This is a genomic window from Pseudarthrobacter sp. CC4 (assembly GCF_048957775.1).
In the GTDB taxonomy this organism is placed as follows: Bacteria; Actinomycetota; Actinomycetes; order Actinomycetales; family Micrococcaceae; genus Arthrobacter.
The window spans coordinates 68,064-93,542 of record NZ_JARCCZ010000002.1; the positions used below are offsets into that span (position 1 = coordinate 68,064).

The window sequence follows — 25,479 nt, forward strand, 5'->3', positions numbered from 1 at the left end:
GATCCATCTGTCTGCAGCGGAATGCCTCCGTTGGTGCCGCCATCGGTCCGGGCGCGCCGAGGGCGGAGAACAGATACCCAGGAACGTGGATGGCCTTAATAGCCACGGCGACGCAGATCGGCTGAAGTCAAGTGAATATTCGCTCTTTTGGGGTCCATCCGTCGTGTGTTTGGGGGCCGGCGGGCAGAGCGTGCAGTAGCGGTCTTGGGCGCCGGTAGTGGCGTTCTTGGGGGCCACCCCGGCTTAGGCTCCTTCCGTCGTGTGTATAGGGCGCACGGCGGAAGGAGTAATCATCAATGGTACGGAAGATCAGAGCGAAGCGCGTGTTGCAGCTGCGCGCCGAGGGCTTGTCAGGCCGAGCGATCGCTGCATCGCAAGGAATGTCCCGGAAGAGCATCACGGCGGTGCTGGAGGCTGCCGACGCGGCCGGTGTGGTGTGGGATGACATCGCCAACAGTTCAGAAGGCGAGGTTTATGCCCGGCTGTTTCCCGGGCGCGGTGAGCATCAGAGCGTGTTCGCGCAGCCGGACTGGGACCAGGTCCACCGGGAGATGGCCCGGGTCGGCGTAACGCTGAAGCTGCTGCATGGCGAGTACGCCGATTCACGCGCCGCTGCCGGTGAGCCGGTGATGGGTTATGACCGGTTCTGCAGGACCTACCAGCGGCATGTGCTGGTCACAGGGGTGGCGTCCCGCGTCGGGCACAAGGCGGCGCAGACGGTGGAGGTGGACTGGTCGGGCCCGACGATGCAGCTGGCCGATCCGGTTACGGGCAAGCCCAGGACCGTGTATCTGTTTGTGGCTTGCCTGCCTTTCAGCCGCTACGCGTTCGTCGAACCCGCCCTGGACATGAAACAGGACACCTGGTTGCGGGCCCACGTGGCGATGTTCGAAGCCTTCACCGGGTCGGTGCCGCGGATCGTGCCGGACAACCTGAAGACCGGTGTCATCAAGCATCCCCGCGAAGGTGAGGTCGTGCTCAATGACGCTTACCGCGAGATGGCGGCGCACTATTCGGCGGCGGTGCTGCCCGGACGGGTCAGGGCACCGAAGGACAAGGCGAGCGTGGAGAACACGGTCGCCCACGTGGCTACCTGGGTCGTTGCCGGGCTGCGCCAGCAGCAATTCACCTCGTTGCCGGAGCTCAGGGCCGCCATCATCGACCGGGTAGCTGCGTATAACGCTGAGCCGTTCCAGAAGCGGCCAGGGTCCAGGGCCAGCGTGTTCGCAGCCGAGGAGCGGCCGCTCCTGACGGGGTTGCCGGCAGCCCCTTACGAGATCAGCAGGTGGGTCTACGGGCGCCGGGTGGGCCGGAACGGGCACGTGGTCTGGGAGAGAAACTACTACTCGGTGCCCTTTGCCAACATCGGCACCACGGTGGACCTACGAATCACCGATCGGGTGCTTCAGGCCTACCGGGGCACCGAACGGCTGACCAGCCACCTGCTGCTGCCCGAGAGCGCGGCCAACGAGTACCGCACCAACGACGCAGACCTGCCCGCCGGCGAGAAGTACCGGCAATGGGACCCGGCCCGGGCGCGGGAATGGGCCGGACGGGTCGGCCCGGCGGCGGTGACCGTGGTCAACCGGATCTTCGAGTCCGTCCCGGTCGACGTGCAGGGCCTGGACGCGGCACTGGCCGTGTTGCGGCTCTCCCGGCGCTATTCGGCCGAACGCCTCGAGGCGGCCTGCCGGCTTGCGTTGGCAGGGCGTGTGCGGTCCCCGCGGTATGCGCATCTGCAGCCCATCCTGGCAACAGAGCAGGACAAAGCCGCCGGTTTCAGGCCACCACGGGATGAACCGGCCGAACATGGCGGGTTCGTGCGGGGCGCCGAGTACTACGCAGGTGGTGCCAAGTGAGCGGGATCGATACCGAAACCAAGCGCAAGCTCCGTGAGATGGGCGCCGCTCCGATGCTGGAGGCGCTCGAGGCCCAGGACGAGACGCTCGTGCTCGGCATGGCCTTCGAGGAACGGCTCCGCCTGATCGTGGACGAGGCCCACTCCGGCTTCAACCACGCCAAGGTCGAGGGACTGATCCGACGGGCCGGGCTCCGCTACCCGGGCGCGGACCTGCGCCGGCTCGACCTCGTGGACGAACGCGGCCTGGACCGGAACCTGATCGCCCAGCTCGGCACCTGCTCGTTCATCGAACGGCAGCAGAACGTCGTGTTTCAAGGATTTACCGGGTCCGGGAAGTCCTACCTGGGGTGCGCTCTGGCCAAGCAGGCCTGCCAGCACCGGATCCGGGCCCATTACGTCCGAATGCCCGACCTCGAGGAAGCCTGGGCGCTGGCGAAGGACAAGCCATTGGGCGCCACGAAGTTCCTGAAGAAGTACGCGGCCTTCACCCTGCTGGTGATCGATGAATGGCTTCTTGACCACCCCGACGAGGGCATGCGCAGCATGCTGCTGGAGCTACTCGAGCGCAGGTACGACACAGCTTCCACCGTGTTCTGCACCCAATACGCCAAGAAGGACTGGCACCAGCGACTCGGCTCCGGGGTCCACGCCGATGCGATCATGGACCGCATCGTGCACAACACAATCTGGGTCGATACCGGCAACCACAACATGCGTGAGCACGCCACAATGACACAGTGAGAACGCCGGTGAGGGCCAGCGGCCCCCATAGCCGCGGCCACTGGCCCCCACCGGCAATATCAATGGCCCCGAAAGGCAATATCGTCTGGCCTCCAAGCCTTCAAATACTCAGTCAAGAAGCATCTCCAGACGTTGCTCAGCACGAATAGTTGGGGACGTGGCGGCCGCGAAACACTGAATGCAAAGTCTGATCAACCTTGCCGGTCGAGGGGAAAACAAAATGGCCCGGCGCTGTTTTCCGGTGCAAGAACAGCAGGCGCAAACATCCTATGAAGCAGGATATCTATCGCAACAGCCAAGAGCCGTAGCACGCTCTTTCACTGCGCCACGGCGGCGGCCGTTGCGTAGACATTGGCTGGCATGGCCCGATGCAGCTTCCAAGTAATTGCGATGGGTCTCTCCCCCGAGTGTTCCACATAGTCCACTTGCCCCAGACACGTGTACGGAACTGTCAGCCCGGTCTCGTCATCGGCCGCGTCCCTGGTGAAGATCAGAATCCTCGAACCGTGGGCAGCCCGGTCAAGGTAGCGCCGGCCGGTCGGACTGGTTGGTGATGTCGCATTCTGCGATTCCCAATGAAACAGTTCGGGGCTGATGGCGTAGTCCTTGTACATCGTCGTCGCAGAGTGCTTCTTGTCGTCCTTGTTGAGAGTGACAAAAAAGGCGTCCGTGGCAGTTGCCTGACACCAGGCAACGCCCTCGCGGTGCTGGACGTTCTTGCCCTGCTCCAGCGAACCGTACTGCAACGCCGCCAGAACCTCCTCGCGCCGGTACGTGGCATGAGACAGGAGCGGAATGTGCTGCAACCCTGCACCGAGGCTCTTCGCTGCATGCTTCGAGGCGGCCACTCCGAGTTTCACGACCTGGCGGATCTCCCGGCACACAAACTGGTAGCCGCGCAGGTGGTCCAGGCCGTCGTCGTACGTCTTGAATCCACCGCCGTCATCCCACAGCGTGAAAAAAAGCATGCGTGCAAAAGCCTGCTCGCGGATGCCGAGCTCCGCGTAGCGGGGCGCGTCGGCAGCGACCAGCATCGAATAGGCGGCAGCACGTTCCGGATCGTCCACGTGGATCAGCGCGGCCATGCGGCCCAGCAGCTTTTTTTCCTCCGCGTCCGACAGCTCCTCGAGCTTCCCCCGCAGCACGTACTCCAGAGGTGAGAGCCCCTCGATCAGTCCTGCCTGCCGGAGGTAGCCGGTCCACGAGTCCCTGGTTGAACGGTAGATCGTCTTCACGTCATTCCCCGACCGCTCCAGATATGCCTCCAGCTCGGTCTCGGCGTACGAGGCGATGTCCCGGACCAGCTGTGCCCGGTTGAACCGGAGCTGTGCCTTGATATTGTCCAGCACCACCTTCTGCGCCACCCGGTCCAGCACGATCTGGGAGCCGGACGGCAGGTACGGGAACTCATCCTCAACAGCCTTCTCCAGCTCCTTTCGGCCGTAGCCGGTCAGCGCCCGGTAGCGCAGATCAAAGCGGAACTCACGGCGCTGCTGGCCGATGAAGTCCAGGACCGTCAGCACCGCTTTGCCCTCGGCACGGCGCAACCCGCGTCCCAGCTGCTGCAGGAAGACCGTGGCGCTCTGCGTGGGCCGGAGCAGCAGGATGGTGTCCACCTGCGGAAGGTCCAGGCCTTCATTGAAGAGGTCGACGGCGAAGATGCAGTTAATCTCCCGCTGCCCCAGGCGCCGGAGGGCTTCCTCGCGGTCAGCATTGTCAGTGGTGCCGTCGACTGCGACGGAGGCAATGCCGGCCCTATTGAACACCTCGGCCATGTAGCGGGCATGCTGCACCGAGACACAGAAGCCGATGGCCCGCATGTGGTCGGTGCTGGTGACCTTGTCGCGGAGTTCGCGGATCACCTTGGCGGCGCGGGCGTCGTTGCCCGTATAGAGGGCGCTCAGCTGGGTGGTGTCGTAGTTGCCACGCTTCCACTCCAACTGGCTCAGGTCGACGTCGTCGGAGACGCCGAAGTAGTGGAACGGGACCAGCAGGTCAGCGTCCAGAGCGTCCCAGAGCCTAAGCTCACTGGCGGTCCGGCCATCGAAGAACTGTTTGGCGACGTCGACGCCATCGCCGCGCTCCGGTGTAGCGGTGAGCCCGAGGAGTTGCTGCGGTTTTAGGTGGTCGAGCAGGCGGCGGTAGGTGGGCGCCATGGCGTGGTGGAACTCATCAATGACCACGACGTCGAAGAAGTCCGGCTCCATCTGCTCGATGCCAAGGGAAGACAGCGACTGGACGGAAGCGAAGATATGCTTCCACTCTTGCGGCTTGTGCTCCCCCACGTACAGTTCACCGAAGGCGCCGTCCTGCATGACGTCGCGGTAGGTGCGCATTGCCTGTTTCAGAATTTCCTGCCGGTGGGCGACGAAGAGCAGCTTGAGGCTTCTGCCGGCGGCCTCGGAAAGGCGCTTGTAGTCTAGGGCTGCGATTACGGTTTTGCCCGTTCCGGTGGCCGCGACCAACAGGTTGTGGTTGAAGCCCTTGAGACGCTCCGCTTCCAGGTCTTCCAGCATCTCCTCCTGGTGGAGGAACGGCTGAACCTCAAGCCCGGTGGGCGCGTCCGGGGCCGCGGTGCGCCGGCCGCCGTTGCGCTCCAGAGCAGCGTCCAGCTTTTCGCCGTCGCGTTCCGGATCGTAGCTTTGGAAGGCACGCTGCTCCCAGTAGCTGTCGAAGGTGACCTCGAACTTCTGCAGGAGGGCGGGTGTTGCGACAGAACTGAGCCGGACGTTCCATTCAAGCCCATCGAGGAGTGCGGCCTGGCTCAGATTAGCGCTGCCCACGTAGGCGGTGTCGAAACCGGTGTTGCGGCGGAACAGCCAAGCTTTGGCATGCAGTCGTGTTGCTTGGGTTTCATAGCTGATCTTTACCTCGGCCCCGTACCTCGTGACGAGCTCGTCAATGGCACGGCGTTCCGTGGCGCCCATGTAGGTGGTGGTGATGACCCGGAGTTTGGCTCCGCGCTCTCTGAGTTCTTCGAGCGCAGGCTGTAGGATTCGCAGGCCCGTCCACCTGACGAAGGCGCAGAGGAGGTCAACGGTGTCCGCGGACTCTATCTCGGCCCGGAGCTCCGCGGCAAGGTTCGGCTCGTCCTTACTGTTGGTTAGGAGCGCGGAGTCGGAGAGCTTGGTGTTCGGTCTGCGGAGGTTGCGACGTTTGAGCGTGTCCGGGCGGTGAAGCGATTGCAACTGTGTTGGGCCGGCGCCGATTCGATGCCTTGTGTCCAGCTCACGGAGGAGCCGGTTGGCCAAGCCGACTCTGTCGGCTGGCTTGGTCGCTAAAAGAGCTTGGCGTAGAACGTCTGCAACGTGGCGAGAAAGGGTGTCCGGTACGTCCTGGTCATCAATATTGGCGAAGACCGATTGAAGTTCCGACTCGCTGCCTAGCGCATTGCCGAGTGCATCTGTGTTGAGCAGTTCGTACAGACCTTCGGGCAGCTGCTCCCCCGGCACTCCCCCCATGGAATTAGTCACTCCGCCAGGCTATTGGGTCGTTGACACAAGAGCCAACTGGTTCTACACGTGTATCTGCAGTTTCGGGGCGCTGCTGTGCTCCATCGATTGCGACTGCACCTCTTGGACACCTGCGGCGATTAGCGGGCAGCCCGCCATTGTCGCAATTCTCAATCCCACAAAGGCTTCAAGGACCACCATGCTGAATGACGCGAGGCTCACCGACTCCTGAACTGAACCGAAACGACCGACGTAACTCCATAATGTTGCCACTATTTAGCGACTTCCTGCACAGGATTCCTTTCGACTTGCAGAACAGGCGTCAGCAGCCAGCACCCGGCACGCGCTGAAGCAACTCACCTGGAATGCACGAAAAGATCAAATGGGATCAGCGTAAGCCGAGAGGTAGGCTCTTGAGAGCCATCAAACTATAAGGAGTCTGCGCAGTGGCGATAAACGAACGCGGAGTCAGTGCGGCGTCTGTCGGCGAACTCTTGGACGACGATCTTAGGATTCCCCACTATCAACGACCCTACGTATGGACAGCATCCATTGCCCTTCGCCTAGTTCTCGACATCCGAGACGCCCAGCAGGCAGCCATCGCAGGCGGACAAGCCCAAACCGCGCCCTACGTTCTCGGGGCAGTAATTCTGCACGAAAATGACAAGCACTTTGATGTGGTCGACGGGCAACAACGACTTCTAACCCTGCGTATGCTGCTCCGCATTCTCGATGGAGAACAACCTCCGTCTCCTAAGACAATGGACAGTTCGTCATCCGTAGCAGAAGTGTGGCGCATGCTCCAGAATACGGCGAGGCCGATGCATCTGGCTGAGCAACAAGCTCTTGCATCGTTCATCCGCGACAAATGCCACGTGATCCGGGTGACCACCGATGACGTTGATGAAGCATTTCGGGTCTTTGATTCTCAGAACTATCGCGGAAGGCCCCTGGCGCCACACGACCTCCTGAAGGCGCACCACCTGCGCGAAATGCGCCGCGAAAGCGATGCACTGAAGGCCGCGACGGTGGAAGAGTGGGAGTCAGCCGGAGATGAAACCCTGGACGAGCTTTTCTCACTCTATTTATACCGTGTTGCAAAATGGTCAAAAGGTGAAAGCGCCCCCGGATTCACCATCCACGATATACACATATTCAAAGGAATCTCTTCCACGGGACGACTGTCACCGAGTTCCCGATATCACGCTGCTGCTCAAAGCATGATTCCACTGATGAGCCAATGGCATAACTCTGTCCACCCGGAGGATGAAACTACTGCACTGCGAAGTCGGTTTCAAATTGATGCTCCACTGCTGGCCGGGCGGCCGTTCTTCGAAATGACTGCTTTTATGTTGGAAGAAATAAGAGCGCTCAAGGCGCGATCATTTCCCGTTAGAGAAGGATCAGAAGATAGCTCCAAAGTAGTAGTGACATTCGGAGACAAACTCACGCAAAGCCGATATCGTAAGGTTACGGAACTGTACCTTGCGGGAATGCTCTACTACATCAATAAATTCTCAGACGAAGATATTGATCTTGCCAGCGATCATCTCTTTGCGTGGTCCTTCGACATTCGCCTTCGATACCTCCGCGTGGTTCAGGCATCCATTAACAATGCAGGATATGGAAAAGACAACGTCATATCTCCTTTTGTACAAATTCGGAATTCATCAGATGAGCGCGTGGTGAGGACGTTTACTTCGACAAGGAAGCAATACAACGACGGACACGAACCTGAACTTTTTGCCCTCCTGAATGGAACTGCAACCTGATGAATGACGAATCCCTCAGCCCCGATTTGCGCACAGTGGCTCAGTTGTTCGAGTCGCATGCCATATACGTAGTGCCGGTCTACCAGAGAAGCTTCGCATGGCGAGCCGAACAGATCGAACAGTTGATCGGCGACATCCGGGACGCGATAGCGCATGGGGAAGAGAAGTACTTTCTGGGTAACCTCATTGTCACCGCGCGAGGATCTGAATCATCCGAATTCGAAGTGATCGATGGGCAGCAACGACTTACTACTTTGTATCTGCTGCTGACATTCCTGGCGCGAACCGACGGTGACGCTGGTCCAAGTTTTCAGCGCCATGCCACCCGCCTTCGCTATGAGTCACGTCCACGTTCCAGTGAAGCACTGCGTCGACTCGACGGAGGATTTCCGGAAAACTCTGCGAATACAGCTCCAGGAAGCCTAGAAGATTCCGGAATCCATCAGGGCTACAACATCATCCAGCAGTATATGGACCAACACGTCTCGGGAGATGCCCTCCAGATCTTCGGGAATTACCTGCTAAATCACGTCCAACTTGTTAGGGCATCGCTGCCCGGAAGCACGGATCTCAACCGGTACTTCGAGGTCATGAACACCCGGGGGGCGCAATTACAACCGGTCGATATTGTGAAGGCTCGTCTTATGAGCTACCTTCCTCAAGAATCAGAGCGTGCATGCTTTGCTTGGGTTTGGGATGCGTGCTCTAAATTGGATGCCTACGTACAAGGGCCCCTGGCCCGGGGAAATCCGTCCCTTCGCGACGCTCTGTTCGACGAAAACTGGTCTTGGTTGGTCGCTTCAAATTTTGAAGAACTGCTAGGAGCGTTTAATGAACATAGCAATGAACAGGCAGGCGCTCGTCAACGCGCCGCTTCTCATGCTTCATCACTCAGTATCGATGAAGCACTCACGATGTACTCGGAGAAGAATGCTTCGGAGGCAGCAGATCCGTCCGACGCAGATCGTTTTAGTTCAACAATCCCATTCAACTCTCTGCTTCTGCACACCCTTAGGCTATTTGGGTCCCAAGAAAACCCGCTTGAAGACGAAGGCAGCCTGGACGATAAGCGACTCATCAAGCTATTCAACAGCGAATTTTCCGAAAAACGGCCGGATCGCGTTCGAGAATTTATTGCGCTGCTCCTCCGCACAAGAGTAGCGTTTGACTCATTCATCCTTAAGCGTGAGTTCTTGGCCACGTACTCTGACGAAGGCGAGTGGTCACTTCGCAAGGTTGTGAAAACAAGAAGCGGAAACAAGAGCACAATTGGCTATCGCAACACGTGCGCGGGCGACTCCAAGGACGACAGCGACACACTCGATCCCACAACACGTGACCTTCTGCTACTCCAGGGCATGCTACGGGTTACCTACACATCACCTCGCACTATGCATTGGATTACACTAGCGCTCCATCACGTGCTGCAGGCAGAAAGCCCTGCCCATGTCTCCGTGAAGGACATGGTTCTTCTTCTCCAAACGTACGTGCGCGATAGGGTTCGAGAAGCGTTCCCATTCGCCAATGAGCCAGTCGGTTTTAATATTTCCCGCGTCGTCTTCGCATATATTGACTACCTTCTCGTCGTCAATAATCGGGTACCTAACATCGATTCTGACTACAGGTTCTCATTCCGAACCTCCATCGAACATTTTTATCCACAAAGCCCAGATGAACAACAATCAGGTGAACGGCTTAGCGTAACGAACCTGCACAAACTAGGAAACCTTGCCTTAGTGAGCGTGGGTGCAAACTCCAAGTTCAACAACAGCCTGCCCCTCGCAAAAGCCACAAATTACCGCCAGACTATCGAGAGGCAGAGTCCCAAATTGCATCTCATGGCGGCGAAGGCGCGACACCTGGGCGTCTGGGGTGATCGTGAGGTCGAAGCTCACCATCAGGAGATAGTGAACCTACTTCGACAAGATCTCGAACCCCAGCCCTCGATTTTTCACAGCGGTGCGTGATGGAGTGGTTTCGGCGTAGCGCGTGATCGTTGGTTGCTTCTTGTTTTCAGCAGTGTCGTGTCGCCCTTTGGTTTGCCTTGATGTTTGGCACTGATTCCACTGCCCGTGATTAGGCTCGGTTGGGACGGGATGAGCCGGTGATCGGTTCACCAAGTCGCCTGCTTCCAGGTTCAGCAATTCCTAAGTTAGCTGCAACTGTAAAGACGGCTTAATCGAACTGTCCAGTGCCACCGTCCACGACGGAAGGCACTGAGCAAACACCGTTCGTGTCGCCATGGTTCATCGCCCGCGCCCAGCTACCGTTGGATCAGCGCGAAACCGGGCGGCCGGTTCATCAAGATGGGGGCGGCAATGAGGTGCATTCCGGACAAACCGGAGTTCAGTGAGGGACAGGTGGCGGAGAAGGCCGTCTGGACAGCTCTGAAGAAGAGTCTCCCTGATGATTGCGTGGTGGCCCACTCGGTCCACATTCGCGACGGCCGGAACGAATACGAGATTGACCTTCTGGTGCTCTGGCCCAATGTGGGCATGGCTGCGATCGAGGTCAAGGGCGGCCAGATCAGCATCGTCGACAGCCAGTGGTACCAGTCGGACCGGAGCCAAAAGCGCAAGATCCAAAGCCCTGTGGCGCAGTCCCAGAGTTCCTTCCACGCGCTCAAGAACTGGCTGGAAGACCAACTCGGTACACGCGTGAGCAGCCGCTGCGTCTATATGGTCAGCCTGCCATATACCGATGTGCCGCGCGGATGGACCATGGCCGGTTGCCCCCGGTCGCTCATCCTCGATCAGACGGACAGCAAGTCGCCGGCCGAGCTCGTGCGCCAGGCCATCGAAAACGAAGGCGGCGGGGCCGCCCCGCTGGCCCCGGCATTCCTCGAGCGGATCGTTCGCAAGCTGGGCGGAAACCTGGACCCCGCCGTCGTGCCTGCCACCACGTTCCAGGAGGACGAAGCAACCCAGGACTATCTCACGGAGCGCCAGTCCGTACTGCTGCAAGCAACCCGCTCACTCCCAAGGATCCGCTTCACCGGCGGCGCGGGTAGCGGAAAAACCTGGCTCGCCGTCGAAAAGGCCCGGATGCTCAGCAAGCAGGGCAAGCGCGTAGGTCTGTTCTGCTACAACAAGGGCCTTGGGCAGTACCTTCAGGACCGTGTTGAATCATGGCGGCGCCAGGCTAGGCCGGTGTTCACGGGCGAGTTTCACGAATACGCGCGCGGGCTGGGCGTCCCCGACGGCAAGGGGCAGGATTACTTCGACATCGAGATGCCCCGCCTCCTCAAGGAACTCGCGGCTGATGTGGACCCGAAGGACCGGTTGGACGCCGTGGTCGTCGACGAGGCACAGGACTTCGCGCCTCTTTGGTGGGAAGCGCTGCTCGCGTGCACCACGGATCCCTCTGCGGCCGAGGTGTACGCCTTCATGGATGACCGGCAGGACGTCTACCAGCGCTGGGAAGGCGCGACGGCGGACCTCACCAATGGCCCGATGGCCACGCTGGTGCCCATCCACATCGACGACAACCTCCGCAACACCCGCAAGATCGCCGAGTCCTTCAGGCCCTTAGCTGGCGAGCATTTCACGCCGCGCGGCAGCACCGGCCTGCCCGTGCGTTTCGTGGGCTGCCCCACAGAGGAAGCGCTCGGCGTCGCCGACGACTGTGTAGTAACTCTGATCGAGGAAGGCTGGGCCAACAACCAAATCGCGCTCCTCACCACCAAGGACCGGCACCCCATCCACTTGGACTATTTTGAGCGGGAAGCCACCGAGGAGTACTGGCGGGAATTCCACGCCAAAGAAGCGGAGTTCTACGGGCATGTTTTGGGCTTCAAAGGTCTGGAACGTTCCGTGGTTGTCCTGTGCGTCAACGGTTTCAAGGACATGGGCAGGGCCCGAGAACAGCTATACGTCGGGTTGTCGCGGGCCCGGAGCCTGCTGGTTGTTGTAGGTGATTTTGGGCTGCTGGAGGAGGCAGGCGGCCGCGAACTCAAGCTCGCGCTGTCACGCAGCCAGACGTGGAAACCGGTGCTAAAGGAGGTTTAGCGGCACGTCAGTGGCACTCACAGCAGCTTATGACGGTCAAAACCAGAGTCAAGTAAAATCACCTCTTGCACGGACGTGCACCAATTTCCCGAAGCCGGTATCCAAAATGCAGGAACTCTTCTGGAATAACTTGTACAGACTTTGCCGCCCGTTCCACGTTCGTGAGTGAAATATCAGCACCGTAACTTTGAGTCAGCCAGCGTTTGAAATCATGAAGTCCTTTACTCCTATCGAGACTCTGTACAGCTGATTCGTGTTCCCGGCGCAGGTCACTCCATGTTTTGTGCGCGCCCGGAACGAGTTGTTCAACCGGTAAGTACTCGATGATGTCACGGGCAGTGAACCCATGTGGTTCGACTCTCGAATGTACCCCCTTAGCCAATGCCCGGCTCAGCCATTGCACGAGCCATCCATATTCGTCTCCCTTCCGTTGTTTGAAAGCCTGCGAGAGGAAATCAATGGCATCCTCAGAACCGCTGGCAAGGTAGCGCGTCTGTGCTTCAAGCCACGCGTCCTCGATCTCCTGCGACCGGACGTCATCTAGCACCGCAACAAGGTGAGCGTCGCTGAGGTCAAAAAGAAGCTGGCTCTCGACGGTGCCCGGAAGCTTCCGTCCGCCGCGCATTGGTACGATTTTAATTCGCTCATTGTCGAGTAGCTCACCGCAGAGTGCCCGAATCACAATCTCATCGTGAGCCCCCTCAACGAGCAGGAATATTCGGTAGAGACCCAATAGGTCGGAAGGCGAAAGTCCTAGCGCCGAAAGCGTTTCCGAGCCCAGCGGTGGCATAAAGCCCACACTGGTTTTGCCATTGGTATTGGAGACATGAAGGCATTCGGTGGTCCGAGCATCAAGTACTTCGGGCGAATGTGTCGCAACAATGACCTGCAGACCAACGCTCGTCAACTCGCTAAGACCTTTGGCCATCTGTCGTTCCGCGGCTCGGTGAAGTGCTGCTTCTGGTTCATCCATAACGATGACGCTTACCGCCCCAGTGAGGTCGAGAGCCCGACGCACAGCGACACGTGCCCATCGGCTCTCTGCTCGAGATAACTCACTCACAGGCACCTTTGTATGTCCGTAGGCCCCGTACTTAACGCACCAGTGCAATGGACTGTCACGCACCCACTGCCCCAGCGGTCGCAGCTCCAGTGTGAGTTGCGGAGCATCTTGAAGAAGTAAGGAATATGTTTCATTGGCCGACTGAGCACGTTCACTGACCCATTGCTGCATGTCGGTGGAGAGGGATAGAGAGCTTCCAGCCGATAGGAGCTCAACCTCAAAGTGCTTAGCGAATGCGGCACGGGTAAGAGAATCTATGTCCGCCTCGTCATCATCATCCTCCAGCACAAAGGGAATGCTCCGGGCGGAAAACAGTTTGACCATGGGAATGGGCAAGTCATCTCTTATGATCGGATCTAGCATCCTCCGAACGTCATCTGGCATCGCCAATGAACGGTATTCCCAAACAAGTCCAGCTATCGGACGATGTATGTATTCCCATTCAAGAAGACTTAGCTCATCGTATAGTTTTTCTTCTGCTTGCTCCCTGAGGCCATATTCCTCATCGCTTAATTCATCGTCTTCGCGCCAAGTATCGTTTCCGTCAGCAATTTTCTGTGCGAAGCCTTCTGCAACCTCGACCGCTGACTGGTAAGCAGCAACCTCCCTAGTACCCGCTGGTACATCACGAGGAAGGCAAAGCCAAACGTCCCATTCAGCGGCGTTGTCGCCTACAGGAATTAGCGCAATTGATCGGGCAAGCACCAAATCCTCGATGAGGTCGGGCTCGATTTCCTCCACCTCCTCGTAGGGCTTAAAGTATCGCCCGCCGCGGATGAACCAGTTTTTGATGGCACCACGAAGCAAGGCAGCACCTGCTCCTGGCGTCGACTTGGAGCGATACCAGGACTCGTGCACCTCGTCGGCCAGATGCTCCATTACCCACTCATAGACTCCGGTATCGTGCTCAAGCTGACAAATAAGCTGGTTTATTCCCCTATAACGTCCACGAAGGGCACGTCGAAGGGAATCTAAAATCCAAGTTTTACCGGCACCATTTTGACCATAAAGAGCAGTAACGCCGGAACCAAAGGCAACTGCGACGTTATCAAGCGGGCCGGCATTGGAACGCAGGCCGATGAGGGCGGACCGCGCCCGAAGTAGGTTTTCCGGATTCATCCATACAGTCTGACAAGAACTTGTTCGTCCGCAAGGACGCCACGCTAGCGGACATGTAGATGGCCGACCTGCAACTGGCAGAGCAGCGGAAGGGTCTAAACCGGCAGCTCGATGAGCAGGCGAGGGACTGGAAAGCAGCGCAGGGTGATGGAGCTGGCCGCGGAGGCCGAGTCCTCGAACACTCCGCCGGGGTGGACCAGCTGGGTCACGTAGGACACCGCCACGAAGATGCCGCCGCCGATCAGCGCCACCAGAATGATGGCTCGCGGCACGGTTCTCCGCGAGCTGACGGTTTCCTCGGTGAGCGTGTTGACGGCGTCGAATTCCCGGGAACGAGTACGCGGCGATGGCCGTCCCGGCGGAGAAGCTGGCGGTGCTGTTGAAAAACGGCTGCGCGCTGGCCAGTCCCCCGGCACCATTGCGACACCCCGCTGCCGATGGCCAGGATGTTCAGCCGCGTGGTGATCACAATGAAGCCCACGATCCAGACGCCGATGCGGATGCCGGGGCTGCCCCCACCTATGGCTACTTTCTAGATAGTGTTAGTGCAGCCTCAACAACAGGATGGTTATGAAAAGCTTTGATTCGCGCGTATATAGCGTCGGGGATTACCGAGAGTGGGATGATTCCCGCCAGTTGATCCTTTCGCCACGCTTCCAGCGTCGCGATGTCTGGAGTGAGACTGCTCGGTCGTATCTGATGGACACCATAATTCGCGGCCTCCCAATTCCTAAGGTATTCATTCGTCAGATAATTGATCCTGCCACTGGGCGTAGCATACGCGAGGTAGTAGACGGGCAGCAGCGACTACGAACGATTCTTTCGTTCGTCCGCGACGGATTCATGATCCGTCCGGGTCACAACGCCGAGTTCGGCGGTCTATTTTTCAGCGAACTACCCCAAGAAAAACAGATGGAACTCCTCGGCTACGAAATCTCCACTGACTTACTTGTCAATCTAACTGATGCAGAAGTTCTCGATATCTTCAGCCGCTTAAACTCACATGCTGTGGTCCTGAATGACCAGGAAAAGATCAACGCCAGTCACTTTGGCGAGTTCAAAAAGCTTGCCGATGCCCTCGCCCACGATAACTTTGAGTACTGGATCAAGAACAAAATCCTTCGCGAACCTCAAGTGGTCAGGATGGCCGACGTAGCGTTGGCTGCCGATCTCTTAATTGCCATATGTGATGGAATCCAAAGCAAGAAACAGCTCCGTGCATACTACGCCCAGTACGAGAAAGATTTTCAGTTCGATCCCAACGACCTAGCCAAAAAGTTTCACCTGACGCTCGCGATGATAACTAAAATATATCCCGACGGGCTAGAGCACAGCGAGTTCAGACGTGTCCACCTCTATTACAGTCTTTTCACAGCCGTCTATCATATGCTTTACGGGCTGCCCGCTTGTGACACACCCCGTGGGGATATCAGCTCGGAAAACTTGAACCGCGTACGCAACCGACTTGACCATGTCGAGGATGTTTTTGCAGAAACAGATTCATCAGGCCTCACTAATGCTGACAGGCAGTTCCTCAACGATAGTCGCAGGGCGACGACTGACGCATCGGTTCGCAAACGGCGTACCGAATACCTTGTCAAGCTCGCTTTGAAACCGTGAAAATCATTTTCGCCAATAGCCTACAGCGAATTTCGGAAACAAGTTCTCATTTGAAGGCCGCACATACTCTTGCTAATAACGGGCAGTACGAACGATCCATTTCAGAAAGAACGTTGATATCCGAAGCCTGTTTCCTCAATCTATTCATCACTCTGGAAGAATTCTTAGAGGCCAGCTTTGCGCACTACTTAGTCGGAAAGATGAGCACAGCGCGATGGCGGCCGTCGAGATTCGCCAAGCCAACCTCGCTAGAGCATGCTCAAAGGATGCTGATTGGGTCGCAACGCTTCGTCGATTGGTCTACCCCGGACACGGTACTTAAGTTTGCCGACCTCTACTTTTTGGGCGGGGAACCATTCAGGACACCCTTGGCTGGCGCGAAAAGTCATCTGCAAGGAATGAAGACCGTCCGCAACTCGACCGCGCATCTTTCGTCCACAACGCGAGCGGCACTTGATGGACTGTACTCGCGCTGGACCGGAACTCCTTCCAGCGGAATCACGGCTTACGAGATGTTGATGGCACGGGGTGTACAAAGCCAGAACACTTTCTACGGCACCAGCGAGCAGGTTGTGCAAGCAATCATCGCGAGTGTCGCCAACCGGTCGTCATAGGCCTGAATAGGGCTTGGTCTGAGCCACGGGCCTACAAGCTTCATCTCAGGCCTGCCGACGTCAAACCCAAGCCGAAGTAGTTAGGCCTTTGCCCTCGCCGCTGCACGTTCCGTTGTTCGCGGGAAGTCGGTTCACGCTCACGAGGCCGCGCCCCATTCGGCTTCCGCTTTTCAGCCGGTCCCCGAAACGCTCGTCATTGTCTAACGAGAGATAGAAAGCACTTCGCTATAGTTTGGCGTCACCAGCCGGGAAAGGGGAGAAGCCAACGGCGCCCACGGCTGACAGCTCCGATCTCCGCCAGGCGCGTGACTTACGATGGCTACGGAGGGACGATAAATGCACAGAGAACAATGGCGGGCCGTTGCGAGAGCGAGGTTACGTGAAGCTAATGCGCTTCTGTCAGCCAGGGAGTGGTCAGGAGCATATTACTTGGCCGGCTATGCAGTTGAATGTGGGCTGAAGGCTTGCCTTGTCCGGCAATTCCAAGCGAGCACTATGCCCAACAAGAAGCTGGTGTTGGATGCCTACACACATGACCTATTGAAGCTCGTTGGCCTATCCGGTCTCAAGGTCGCACTTGACAGTGACACGAAGTTGGACGGGAATCTGGCAATTAACTGGGCCATCGTAAAGGACTGGGACGAGACAGCGCGTTATCGGCTGATTGGCCAGAATGACGCTGAGGACCTCGTCGCGGCAGTGAGTAATAGGCGCCACGGCGTCATGAAGTGGGTGCGAAAACATTGGTAGAACTGAGCAAGGAAATGGGCAATAGAGTGCTCGAACGGCTGGACAAGAGTCGCGTCCCCGTGGACGCTGCCTTTTGGCTCCAAGATGACGATGATGAGTGGAAGTTCTATCTCCACACACCGCTGATTGAACGCAAAAGCCGAACGCAAGCATACAGGGCTATACAGAAAGCCCTTTCGGGTTTCGACGACTCACTAGCGGTTCAGGAGCTGAACCTTCTGAGAGAGGACGACCAGCTGCTCCGGGCCATGCGGTTACTGGCATCCATGGGCGATCATGCCGCCTCAGAGACGCGGTTCCGACGAAATACCGTAAACGGCATCTTTATCCGGGACGCTTTGATTCAGAGGCTGCGAACCGCTGCGGGGACGCACTAAGGTCGGCTCAGTTCAGAGCAGCACAGCGCGGGTAAGTGGCTAAAGGGCGCCTCCGACCCAAGTTGGAAGTGCCCTTCGTGCGGTTCTGAACCCAAGTGGTACAAAGCGCCCAACTCAGTCGATCAGCACAGGCTGCTTATCCGCTCTGGAAATTCAACAACGGAGCGAGCGTCCCGCTTGCGGTGATTGACCCAGTTCGCCACTGCCAGAAGCGCCACGAGACCGAAGGTGCTCAGGAGCTGGGGACGGGAATCCTCGCCGATGAAGCCCACCGTGAACATCACCGCGAGGATGAGCAGGCCAAAGCCTGTGAGTCACGGGAAGCCGGGCATGCGCAGGGGTAGCTCTGTCCTCTCGCGGTCGGCGCGGAGACGCAGCGCGAGCTGGGCGAGGAGCGTGAACGTCCACACCAGCAGGCAGGTCGACCCCACAATGTTCAGCAGGACGCCGAGGACCATCTCGGGGAAAGCCAGCTCCAGCACAACCGTGACAACGCCGAAGGCGACGCTTGCCAGGACGGCGACCACCGGGACGCGTGCCTTGGACACGCGAGCGAGCAGGCGGGGTGCTTCACCTCGCTCCGCGAGGGAGTACGCCATCCGGGACACACCGTAGAGGTTCGCGTTGAGCGCGGAGAGCAGCGCTGCGACGGCTACCAGGGTGATGGCGGTGGCCGCACCGGGCATGCCGGCGGCCTCCAGCACGGCGGCGAACGGGCTCTTCAATCCTTCAGAACCCACGGGCACCACAGCCGCGATGATGAAGATGGCGCCGATGTAGAACACCAGGGTGCGCCAGAGCACCGTGCGGACTGCTTTCTTTAACTGCGGGCCGGCTCGGCGGTCTCGGCTGCGGCCACGGACACAATCTCGGTGCCGCCGAATGCGAACGCCACCACGAACAGTGCGTAGCAATCCCGGCAAAACCGCTCGGAGCAAAGCCGTCGCCCATGAAGTTGGACAGGCCCGGCGACTGGACGCGCCCGGCAGCGAGCCGAAGAGCAGGGCAGCGAGCCGAAGAGCAGGGCAGCGCCCACAGCCAGGAACGCGACGATTGCCGCCTCCTTGAGCAGGGCGAACCAGAACTCAAACTCACCGAAGTTCTTGACACTGGTCAGGTTCACGGCAGTTAGCACCACGATGAACACGAAGGCTATCAGCCACACGGGCAGCGCGGGGAAGATGGTGGCCAGTAGGCCCGCCGCACCGAGCCCCTCGGCCGCGATAACCACCACGACCTGGATCCATCAGAGCAAGCCGACGGTGGCACCGGCCACCGGTCCGTAGGCCTTGACGGTATAGACGGAGAAAGCACCGCTGTCCGGGTTGGCGGCGGCCATCTCACCGAGGGCCCACATCACGAGGATGATGAGCGTGCCGGCGATAAGGTCACTCCGGCGGCTGCCCCCTTAGGAGGCTCGATGTCTACGCGGGGATATGTTCCCAAGTGGCGGCATATGCATGTGGTGACTTCTGCATGTCTTGGTAGAAGTCCCATCCCTGATCCCTGCTGGTAAAGACCTTTTCATAGGTCTTCCCGCCCTCATCTACTGACCTCCATGTGACCCGATAATTCAGGCTCGCGTCTTCATAGCCGCTGGTCGGTTCGTGTCTCATCTTCATGCTCCTTTTCGTGGTGGGGCGACGTTAGCATGTTCATCCCCAGGCGGTCGAATGGAGACGCTCAGTAGAAAGCGCAGCGCCGAGATGGTGTCGCCTCTCCATAGGTTCTCCATGGGCGACCCCATCGGCGAGGCTTGCCGTGTCTCTAACTGATGAGGGTGGCGTGGGTGCCGGTTCCATGACAACTATGGTCAAGAACGAAGGCTTATGGCCCTGCGCTCGCATGTTTGGCGGTTGCGTCAATTGGCGCTGCTTCGCTTAGAGCGTTTGTGCGTCTTTGTTGGAGTGCGCTCAGCAAGAACTCCGCTAAGTGACCGTGCTGTTCAGCGCCAGCCTTGAATGCATCTCGGTCGCGATGGCCCGATGATCCGTCAAATGCACCGTACGGCTCGTCCCTTAGCGGATGTTAGAAGTAGTCGGGAGTCTTACAGCCGCCGCTGCCGGAACATCGGGAACGACTCCCGCGCCCGGCCCACAGTCTCCAGCGAAACCTCCACCATCCGCACACCGGGCTCCAATCCAAGATCGGCTTCAACAAACCCCATCGGATCCACCAGCACGCTCCGCCCCACCGACACCGGCGGCGCCTGGCACACCCCCGCCACGTACACGCTGTTCTCGATCGCCCGCGCCGCGTTCAGCGCCAGCCACTGCTCCGTCTTGTGCTCCCCCGGCACCCAGGACGAACAGGCCAGCAGGACCTGCGCGCCGGCGTCGGCCAGTGACCTGGCCAGCTCCGGGAACCGCAGGTCGTAGCAGGTCATCAGACCGAACCGCACTCCCCCGTGCTCAAACACCACAGGCTCGGTGGACGGTCCCGGCCTGATGAACGTCGACTCCCCAAAGCCCTGCGCGTCGAAAAGGTGAATCTTCCGGTAGAAAGCCAGCCGGCCGCCGTCGGGCCCGAAAGCCACCAGCGTGTTGTACGCCCGCCCCGGATCCTCCGAGGTTTCCACCACGCCCGCCACCAGCGCAATGCGGTGGCGGCGGGCGGTCTCGGCAAGCTCCCTACAGACGGGCCCGTCCAGCGGCTCAGCCACCGCGGGGAAGGTCGCGTCCACCTTCTTCTTCTCGTAGGTGGCATACTCCGGGAAGGCGACCAGCGCGGCGCCGCCGCGCGCTGCCTCGGCAGTGAACCGGTCAATCACGGCGAGGTTGGCCCGGATATCGGCGCCCGACTCCAGCTGGCCCAGCGCAATCCTCACGTCAGTTCCTTCCCTCGGCCCGGCGGCCACACAACAAACTGTCAGGCTCAGGCGGCCGCCTCGACCGTCGCCTTCTCAGTGGCTGTCATCTCCGGCGGCGAGGCCTTGAAGCCGCGGGTGATCAGGGCCAGGACCACCACGCCCAGCGCCAGCCAGGACACACCCAGCGTAATGGCGTTGCTGTCCAGCCGGGAGAGCAGGTAGGCGCAGATGATCGCGCCGATCACCGGGACCACCACGTAAGACACCGGGTTCAGCTGCTGCCCGGCCCGGCGCTGGCGCACATAGTGGAACACCACCGCGGCGTTCACCAGCGTGAAGGCGGTGAAGGCACCAAAGTTGATGAACGACGTCGACGTCGCCACGTCCAGGAAGATCGCAATCAGGCCCACAATGCCGGTGACCACCAGGTTCGCCACCGGGGTGTGGAACTTCTCGCTGAGCCGGCCAAAGACGGCCTTGGGCAGGACGGAATCGCGGCCCATCGCATACAGCAGGCGGGACGCGCTGGCCTGCGCGGCGAGGCCGGAGGCGAACTGCGCCACCACCAGGCCGGCCAGGAACACGGCGCCGAACAGCTGCCCGCCGATCTGCAGTGCGATTGAGCTGGCAGCGGACGCCGAGTCCTCGAACACGCCGCCGGGGTGCACCAGCTGGGTCACGTAGGAGACCGCTACGAAGATGCCGCCGCCGATCAGGGCCACGAGCATGATGGCGCGCGGCACGGTCCGGCGCGGGTTGATGGTTTCCTCGGTGAGGGTGGTGACGGCGTCGAACCCGAGGAACGAGTACGCGGCGATGGCGGCGCCGGCGGAGATGGTGGCGAAGCTGGCGGTGTCGTTGAAGAACGGCTGCCCGCTGGCCAGTCCCCCGGCGCCGTTGGCGGACACGACGCTGCCGATGGCCAGCGCCACGAAGAACACGAGGACCAGCAGCTGGAAGGCCATCAGCACGTAGTTGGCCTTGTCCGCCACCTTGATGCCCAGGATGTTCAGCAGCGTGGTGATGACGATGAAGCCCACGATCCAGACGCCGATGGGGATGCCGGGGAACTGGGCGCTCAGGTACGAGCCGCCGATGAGCCAGATGACCATGGGCAGGAAGAGGTAGTCCAGCAGCACGGCCCAGCCCACCAGGAACCCCACCCGGGAATCGATGGAGCGGCGGACGTAGGTGTAGGCGGAGCCGGCCACGGGGTAGGCGATGGCCATCCGGCCGTAGCTGTGCGCGGTGAACAGCATGGCCACGAGCGCCACGAGGTACGCGGCGGGCGCGGCACCGCCGGTGGTTTCGGCGATGATGCCGAAGATCCCCAGGACGATGATCGGGGTCAGGTACGCCAGCCCGAACAGGACCAGCGAGGGCAGCTTCAGCGTGCGGGTAAGGGTGGTTGTCACGATGTTTCCTTAGGGCTTGTAGGACGGCGGTGTCCAGGTGGCCGGGTTGATCCGGCCTTGGTAGACGGAAAGTTCGACGGCGGGCTCCCCCTCGCGGAACTGCGACCAGGGGCGGTTGAGGTTCTCCGTGCCGTGCGTGCGGACGCGGTCGACGGCGGCCAGGTCCAGTTCCGCGGTGAGCAGCCGGGGTGCGTCGTCCGGGGCCTCGGCGAGGGTGTTGCCCTCCGGGTCCACGATGATGCTCTTGCCCTGGCCGGTGGGGCCGGCGCAGTTGACGCTGACCATAAAGACCTGGTTCACGATGGCGTTGGCCTTCGCGAGGATCAGTTCCTGCTTGCGGTCCGGGGTGGTGGTTTTGACGACGTTGAGGATCACCTCGGCGCCCATCCAGGCGAGCTGGCGGGACACCTCCGGGTACCAGGCGTCGTAGCAGATGTTCAGGCCCACCCTGCCGATGCGGGGCAGGTCCACGGTGGTGAACCTGTCGCCGGGATCGTAGGGCTCGAACGGGCGCCAGGGGAAGATCTTCCGGTAGTAGCCGGCGAGCTCCCCGTCCGGGGACAGGACCAGCTGGGTGTTGAACAGCTGGCCTTCCGGGCCGCGTTCGCAGACGCTGCCGGGGACCAGCCAGATGTTGAGGTCCTTGGCCAACAGTTTGAGCTCTTTGACCCGTGGGCCGTCCAGGGGCTCGGCGCTCGCCTGGAGCATTTCGGTTCTTTGCAGGTCGGGGTTTTGGTCGCCGAAGAGGTGCAGCTCGGGGAAGACCACCAGCTTGCTGTGCGGTTGCACCTCGAGTGCTGCTTTGACCTCATCGGCGAAGGCTGAGACGGGCTCGCCGATGAGCCGCGGCCGGGCCTGGGCGGCGATGAGGGGAAGGATGCGTTGCATGGGTTTTTCTCCGCGTTGGGGTGTGATCCGGGTTATATTAGATCAGAATGATCCAATAAAGGGAAGGGGGCCGGCGTGGGCCGTAAAGTAGCGGATATGACCCGTCAGCTGGAGGACACCGTCGAGCCCCCGCCCCTCGGCGCCGGCAGGATGCCTGGGATGGAGCGCCGCAGTGCGATGGATGCTGTGCGGATGCGGATCGGGATGGCGATTTCTCTGGGGCTGCTGAAACCGGGTGAACGGCTGCCCGACCAGGAGGATGTTGCGCTGGGTTTGTCGGTCAGCCCGATCACTGCCCGCCGCGCGCTGGCGAGCCTGGCGGAGCAGGGCGTGGTGGTTCGCCGGCGCGGGCGGGCCGGGGGAACGTTTGTGGCGGAGGCGCCGCCTACGGATGTTTTGGCTTCCCTGTCGGCGTCGCCGGCCGAGTCCCAGGCGGTGAACCGGCTGGTGGACCGGAGGCTTTTGTTTGAGTGCGCGGTCACCCACTACGCGGCGGTCAATGCCACAGCCGAGCAGCTAGACGAGTTGGAACGGCTGACCCAGGAAATGGCGGAGTCGACTGACTGGTCCTACTACCACCGGATGGACGAGCAGTTCCATCAGCTGGTGGGCACTGCATCATGCCTGGACTCCGCCGTCGAGGTCTATCACGAGACGCTCGCCGAGCTCTACGACTACTTCATCCCCTACCCCATCGAGAAGCTGCACAAATCCAACCAGGACCACGTCGCCCTGGTGGCAGCCCTCCGCGCCGGAGATGTCCAGGACGCCGTGGAAGTTGCCAGGAAGCACGTGGACATCCTGCACCGGACGATGTTTATGGGCCTAGCTCAGGGCGAACCCTCAGCCACGATCTCGGACTGATAGTGGCTGCGATGGCCACTATCAGTCGACCATCGACGTACGAATTTCCAACCAAGGCTTGGAATGAGGGCCCAAAAAAGCATCAATAAATCGTCAAGATTCGCGACTAATAATCAGGATTCGCGCAGTTTTCTCCCAGAAACCAAAAAAGGCGGCATTTTCTCAGATCTAATGAAATGACTTTGACGCTATTGGGGGAAGCGAAAATGTTGTTTCTGTCGGCTGGCTCGGTGTACCGCTTCTGCGGTCCACGCTCCACGCTGGATTTCCTCCATGTGTGTCCATCACCGCACCCAACCCCGCACGCTTTTTATCGCACGTCGGTCAGGTGTCCTATGGAAGGACTCTCATGAGCCAGCAACCCTACACCGCCCCCTATCCTCCGAACTACGGCTATGGTCAACCGCCGGTAAGCAACAAGTCGTTCCTGGCGACCTGGCTGCTCTCGCTGCTCCTTGGCGTCTTCGGCGTTGACCGCTTCTACCTTGGCAAGGTGGGAACCGGCATCCTGAAGCTCGTCACTTTTGGTGGGCTCGGCATCTGGGCATTGATTGACCTCATCTTGTTACTGGCTAACAAGACACGCGATAAGCGGGGGCTTCCGCTGGAAGGTTATGACAGGCACAAGAAGGTGGCCCTGATCGTCACCGGCGTTGTCATTCTCCTCAGCATCGTCGTCAACTCGGCCCGCGCGGGCTCTGCACCTTCGTCAGCGCCCGCCGCCTCCTCTCCCAAGGTCGTCACTGCAGCTCAGACCGCGTCTGCCACTCCAGCTCCCACAAAGGACCCCGCTGTTGCAGCGGCCGAAGCTGAGGCCGCTGCAAAAGCCAAGGCTGAGGCGGATGCAGCGGCTAAGGCAAAAGCCGAAGCCGATGCTGCCGCCAAAGCTCAGGCTGCCGCTGACGCGGCTGCTGCGAAGGCTGCGGCCGAGGCCGAAGCCGCCGCCAAGAAAGGGACCATCAGCCAGCAGAGTGCCCAGCGGAAAGCCGGCGACTACCTCAAGTTCACCGCCTTCTCGCGGTCCGGCCTGATCGATCAGCTGGTGTTCGAGAAGTTCTCCGTCGATGATGCAACCTGGGCCGTGGACCACATGACGATTGACTACAACGAGCAGGCAGCAAAGAAGGCCAAGGATTACTTGAAGTTCACATCCTTCTCGCGGTCCGGGCTGGTCGACCAGTTGCTCTTTGAGGGCTATACGCCGGAGCAGGCCGAATATGGAGCCAGCACCACCGGCCTCTAGCTGGTCCAAAGACAATCCGTCCCATCGCGGCGCCGCGAGAGGCTTCGGTGCCGAACTGGACAGCGAGCCGCAACGGGGCATCCAGATTTGCCAATACATTTCGAGGGGAAATTAGGTTTGAAACTCACGACAACACTGGCCAGCGGCGCGCTCCTGTGCTTGGCCCTTTCAAGCTGCGCGGGATCCCCGCAAGCAGATCCAACCGTCACGCATACCGTTACCCAAACGGCCACGGCAACCGTTACTGCAACGGCAACAGTGACGGCGACCGCCACGGTCAAAGCCGAACCTGTTGCTCCTGCCGTTGTGGCGGCCCCGGCACCGGCTCCTGCTGCACCAGCGACCGCCGTGATCCCGGCCAACGCCGCTGGAATGAATGCGGAAGCACTCGACGATGAATTGACCGCGCTTGGCTTCAAAAAGATCGTCTATAACTCTGACACCGGAAAGACCGTGCTGTTGCTCAGCAACTGGACGGTTACTGGAATCGACAACGCAGGAGCGGAACAAGCCGTCGAGAAGGCAGTGGTAGTGCACGTAACCAAATAGCTTCTGTCTCACGAGGGGCGCGCCCGGCCAAAGCCGGACGCGCCCCTCGTGGGCTCTGAACCCGCAAACCGGGCCAACTCTACGACCACTTCCTCCCCTACCCCATCGAGAAGCTCCACAAGTCCAACCACGACCACATCGCGCTCGTGGCCGCCCTCTGCACCGGAGATGTCCCTGACAGCGCCCTCCCGGCCCGCCTCCGCCGTCGTACTTCCGGCCGTAAGGCGTGCTGCTGCCGACAAGTCCCGCCTACCGCCTTCCATGCAGATTCCACCACGGGACAATGCCGCTCTCCGTGCACAGGCACGGCCCCCAGACTACGGCCAGGTGTCCTG

At 60.1% G+C, this 25,479-nt stretch carries 18 protein-coding genes and 1 pseudogene; 11 read left to right on the forward strand and 8 right to left on the reverse strand.

Features of this window, described 5'->3' with window-relative positions; genetic code table 11:
• Positions 1–296: 296 nt before the first annotated feature.
• Both istA and PV768_RS01555 read left to right on the forward strand, forming a co-directional pair.
• Positions 297–1,859 carry an IS21 family transposase gene (gene istA, locus PV768_RS01550; protein WP_421092064.1) on the forward strand — a complete coding sequence of 521 codons (1,563 nt, stop codon included), beginning with the start codon at positions 297–299 and terminating at the stop codon, positions 1,857–1,859.
• A complete protein-coding gene (locus tag PV768_RS01555; RefSeq protein ID WP_363937873.1) occupies positions 1,856–2,602 on the forward strand; it encodes an ATP-binding protein in 747 nt (248 codons plus the stop codon). Before istA ends, PV768_RS01555 begins: the two co-directional genes overlap by 4 nt.
• A gap of 317 nt (positions 2,603–2,919) precedes the next feature.
• Here PV768_RS01555 and PV768_RS01560 read toward each other — a convergent pair whose 3' ends face one another.
• Entirely contained in the window at positions 2,920–6,063 is a 3,144-nt protein-coding gene (locus PV768_RS01560; protein ID WP_421092222.1) for a DUF3427 domain-containing protein, read from the reverse strand.
• A 437-nt stretch (positions 6,064–6,500) separates the two neighbouring features.
• On the opposite strand from PV768_RS01560, the gene PV768_RS01565 reads away from it, so the two are divergent.
• The 3 genes from PV768_RS01565 (at position 6,501) to PV768_RS01575 (ending at position 11,833) form a co-directional block, all read left to right on the forward strand.
• Positions 6,501–7,826: a DUF262 domain-containing protein gene (locus PV768_RS01565; RefSeq protein ID WP_421092065.1), complete on the forward strand. Its 1,326-nt coding sequence runs from the start codon at positions 6,501–6,503 to the stop codon at positions 7,824–7,826.
• Positions 7,826–9,793, forward strand: a complete 1,968-nt coding sequence (locus PV768_RS01570) for a DUF262 domain-containing protein (protein ID WP_421092066.1) — start codon at positions 7,826–7,828, stop codon at positions 9,791–9,793. Before PV768_RS01565 ends, PV768_RS01570 begins: the two co-directional genes overlap by 1 nt.
• Before the next feature lie 351 nt (positions 9,794–10,144).
• Positions 10,145–11,833 carry an NERD domain-containing protein gene (locus tag PV768_RS01575; protein ID WP_421092067.1) on the forward strand — a complete coding sequence of 563 codons (1,689 nt, stop codon included), beginning with the start codon at positions 10,145–10,147 and terminating at the stop codon, positions 11,831–11,833.
• Positions 11,834–11,891: 58 nt separating this feature from the next.
• Here PV768_RS01575 and PV768_RS01580 read toward each other — a convergent pair whose 3' ends face one another.
• Together PV768_RS01580 and PV768_RS01585 are read right to left on the reverse strand one after the other, a co-directional pair.
• Positions 11,892–14,015 carry an AAA family ATPase gene (locus tag PV768_RS01580; RefSeq protein WP_421092068.1) on the reverse strand — a complete coding sequence of 708 codons (2,124 nt, stop codon included), beginning with the start codon at positions 14,013–14,015 and terminating at the stop codon, positions 11,892–11,894.
• A 95-nt stretch (positions 14,016–14,110) separates the two neighbouring features.
• Entirely contained in the window at positions 14,111–14,287 is a 177-nt protein-coding gene (locus PV768_RS01585) for a hypothetical protein (protein WP_421092069.1), read from the reverse strand.
• A gap of 298 nt (positions 14,288–14,585) precedes the next feature.
• Here PV768_RS01585 and PV768_RS01590 point away from each other — a divergent pair, with 298 nt between their 5' ends.
• From PV768_RS01590 to PV768_RS01600, 3 genes are all read left to right on the forward strand, one after another.
• A complete protein-coding gene (locus PV768_RS01590; protein WP_421092070.1) occupies positions 14,586–15,635 on the forward strand; it encodes a DUF262 domain-containing protein in 1,050 nt (349 codons plus the stop codon).
• On the forward strand, positions 15,632–16,249 hold the full coding sequence (locus PV768_RS01595; protein ID WP_421092071.1) for a hypothetical protein: 618 nt from the start codon (positions 15,632–15,634) through the stop codon (positions 16,247–16,249). Before PV768_RS01590 ends, PV768_RS01595 begins: the two co-directional genes overlap by 4 nt.
• Before the next feature lie 776 nt (positions 16,250–17,025).
• The gene (locus PV768_RS01600) at positions 17,026–17,376 is read left to right on the forward strand and encodes a hypothetical protein (RefSeq protein ID WP_421092072.1); all 351 of its coding nucleotides are present in this window, start codon (positions 17,026–17,028) and stop codon (positions 17,374–17,376) included.
• 314 nt (positions 17,377–17,690) lie between these two features.
• On the opposite strand, the pseudogene PV768_RS01605 reads toward PV768_RS01600, so the two are convergent.
• From PV768_RS01605 to PV768_RS01620, 4 genes and pseudogenes are all read right to left on the reverse strand, one after another.
• Positions 17,691–18,733, reverse strand: a pseudogene (locus PV768_RS01605) (amino acid permease).
• A 690-nt stretch (positions 18,734–19,423) separates the two neighbouring features.
• Positions 19,424–20,203 carry a carbon-nitrogen hydrolase family protein gene (locus tag PV768_RS01610; protein WP_421092073.1) on the reverse strand — a complete coding sequence of 260 codons (780 nt, stop codon included), beginning with the start codon at positions 20,201–20,203 and terminating at the stop codon, positions 19,424–19,426.
• Positions 20,204–20,250: 47 nt separating this feature from the next.
• On the reverse strand, positions 20,251–21,600 hold the full coding sequence (locus PV768_RS01615) for an APC family permease (RefSeq protein WP_421092074.1): 1,350 nt from the start codon (positions 21,598–21,600) through the stop codon (positions 20,251–20,253).
• Between the two features lie 9 nt (positions 21,601–21,609).
• Positions 21,610–22,488, reverse strand: coding sequence for a carbon-nitrogen hydrolase family protein (locus tag PV768_RS01620; RefSeq protein ID WP_421092075.1), 879 nt, complete (start codon positions 22,486–22,488; stop codon positions 21,610–21,612).
• A gap of 96 nt (positions 22,489–22,584) precedes the next feature.
• Here PV768_RS01620 and PV768_RS01625 point away from each other — a divergent pair, with 96 nt between their 5' ends.
• The 3 genes from PV768_RS01625 to PV768_RS01635 all read left to right on the forward strand — a co-directional run bounded on the left by PV768_RS01625 (position 22,585) and on the right by PV768_RS01635 (position 25,144).
• Positions 22,585–23,352 (forward strand): FadR/GntR family transcriptional regulator, encoded by a 768-nt coding sequence (locus PV768_RS01625; protein ID WP_421092076.1) that lies wholly within the window; start codon positions 22,585–22,587, stop codon positions 23,350–23,352.
• Positions 23,353–23,629: 277 nt separating this feature from the next.
• The gene (locus PV768_RS01630; RefSeq protein WP_421092077.1) at positions 23,630–24,595 is read left to right on the forward strand and encodes an Ltp family lipoprotein; all 966 of its coding nucleotides are present in this window, start codon (positions 23,630–23,632) and stop codon (positions 24,593–24,595) included.
• Positions 24,596–24,682: 87 nt separating this feature from the next.
• Positions 24,683–25,144, forward strand: a complete 462-nt coding sequence (locus PV768_RS01635) for a hypothetical protein (protein WP_421092078.1) — start codon at positions 24,683–24,685, stop codon at positions 25,142–25,144.
• An 8-nt stretch (positions 25,145–25,152) separates the two neighbouring features.
• On the opposite strand, the gene PV768_RS01640 is transcribed toward PV768_RS01635, so the two are convergent.
• Positions 25,153–25,386 carry a hypothetical protein gene (locus PV768_RS01640; RefSeq protein WP_421092079.1) on the reverse strand — a complete coding sequence of 78 codons (234 nt, stop codon included), beginning with the start codon at positions 25,384–25,386 and terminating at the stop codon, positions 25,153–25,155.
• Positions 25,387–25,479: the final 93 nt, after the last annotated feature.

Coding starts and splice junctions, on each gene's coding strand:
- istA (WP_421092064.1), top strand. CDS start 297: ATGGTACGGAAGATCAGAGCGAAGCGCGTGTTGCAGCTGCGCGCCGAG.
- PV768_RS01560 (WP_421092222.1), bottom strand. CDS start 6,063: ATGGGGGGAGTGCCGGGGGAGCAGCTGCCCGAAGGTCTGTACGAACTG.
- PV768_RS01570 (WP_421092066.1), top strand. CDS start 7,826: ATGAATGACGAATCCCTCAGCCCCGATTTGCGCACAGTGGCTCAGTTG.
- PV768_RS01575 (WP_421092067.1), top strand. CDS start 10,145: ATGAGGTGCATTCCGGACAAACCGGAGTTCAGTGAGGGACAGGTGGCG.
- PV768_RS01580 (WP_421092068.1), bottom strand. CDS start 14,015: ATGAATCCGGAAAACCTACTTCGGGCGCGGTCCGCCCTCATCGGCCTG.
- PV768_RS01590 (WP_421092070.1), top strand. CDS start 14,586: ATGAAAAGCTTTGATTCGCGCGTATATAGCGTCGGGGATTACCGAGAG.
- PV768_RS01620 (WP_421092075.1), bottom strand. CDS start 22,488: ATGCAACGCATCCTTCCCCTCATCGCCGCCCAGGCCCGGCCGCGGCTC.
- PV768_RS01625 (WP_421092076.1), top strand. CDS start 22,585: ATGACCCGTCAGCTGGAGGACACCGTCGAGCCCCCGCCCCTCGGCGCC.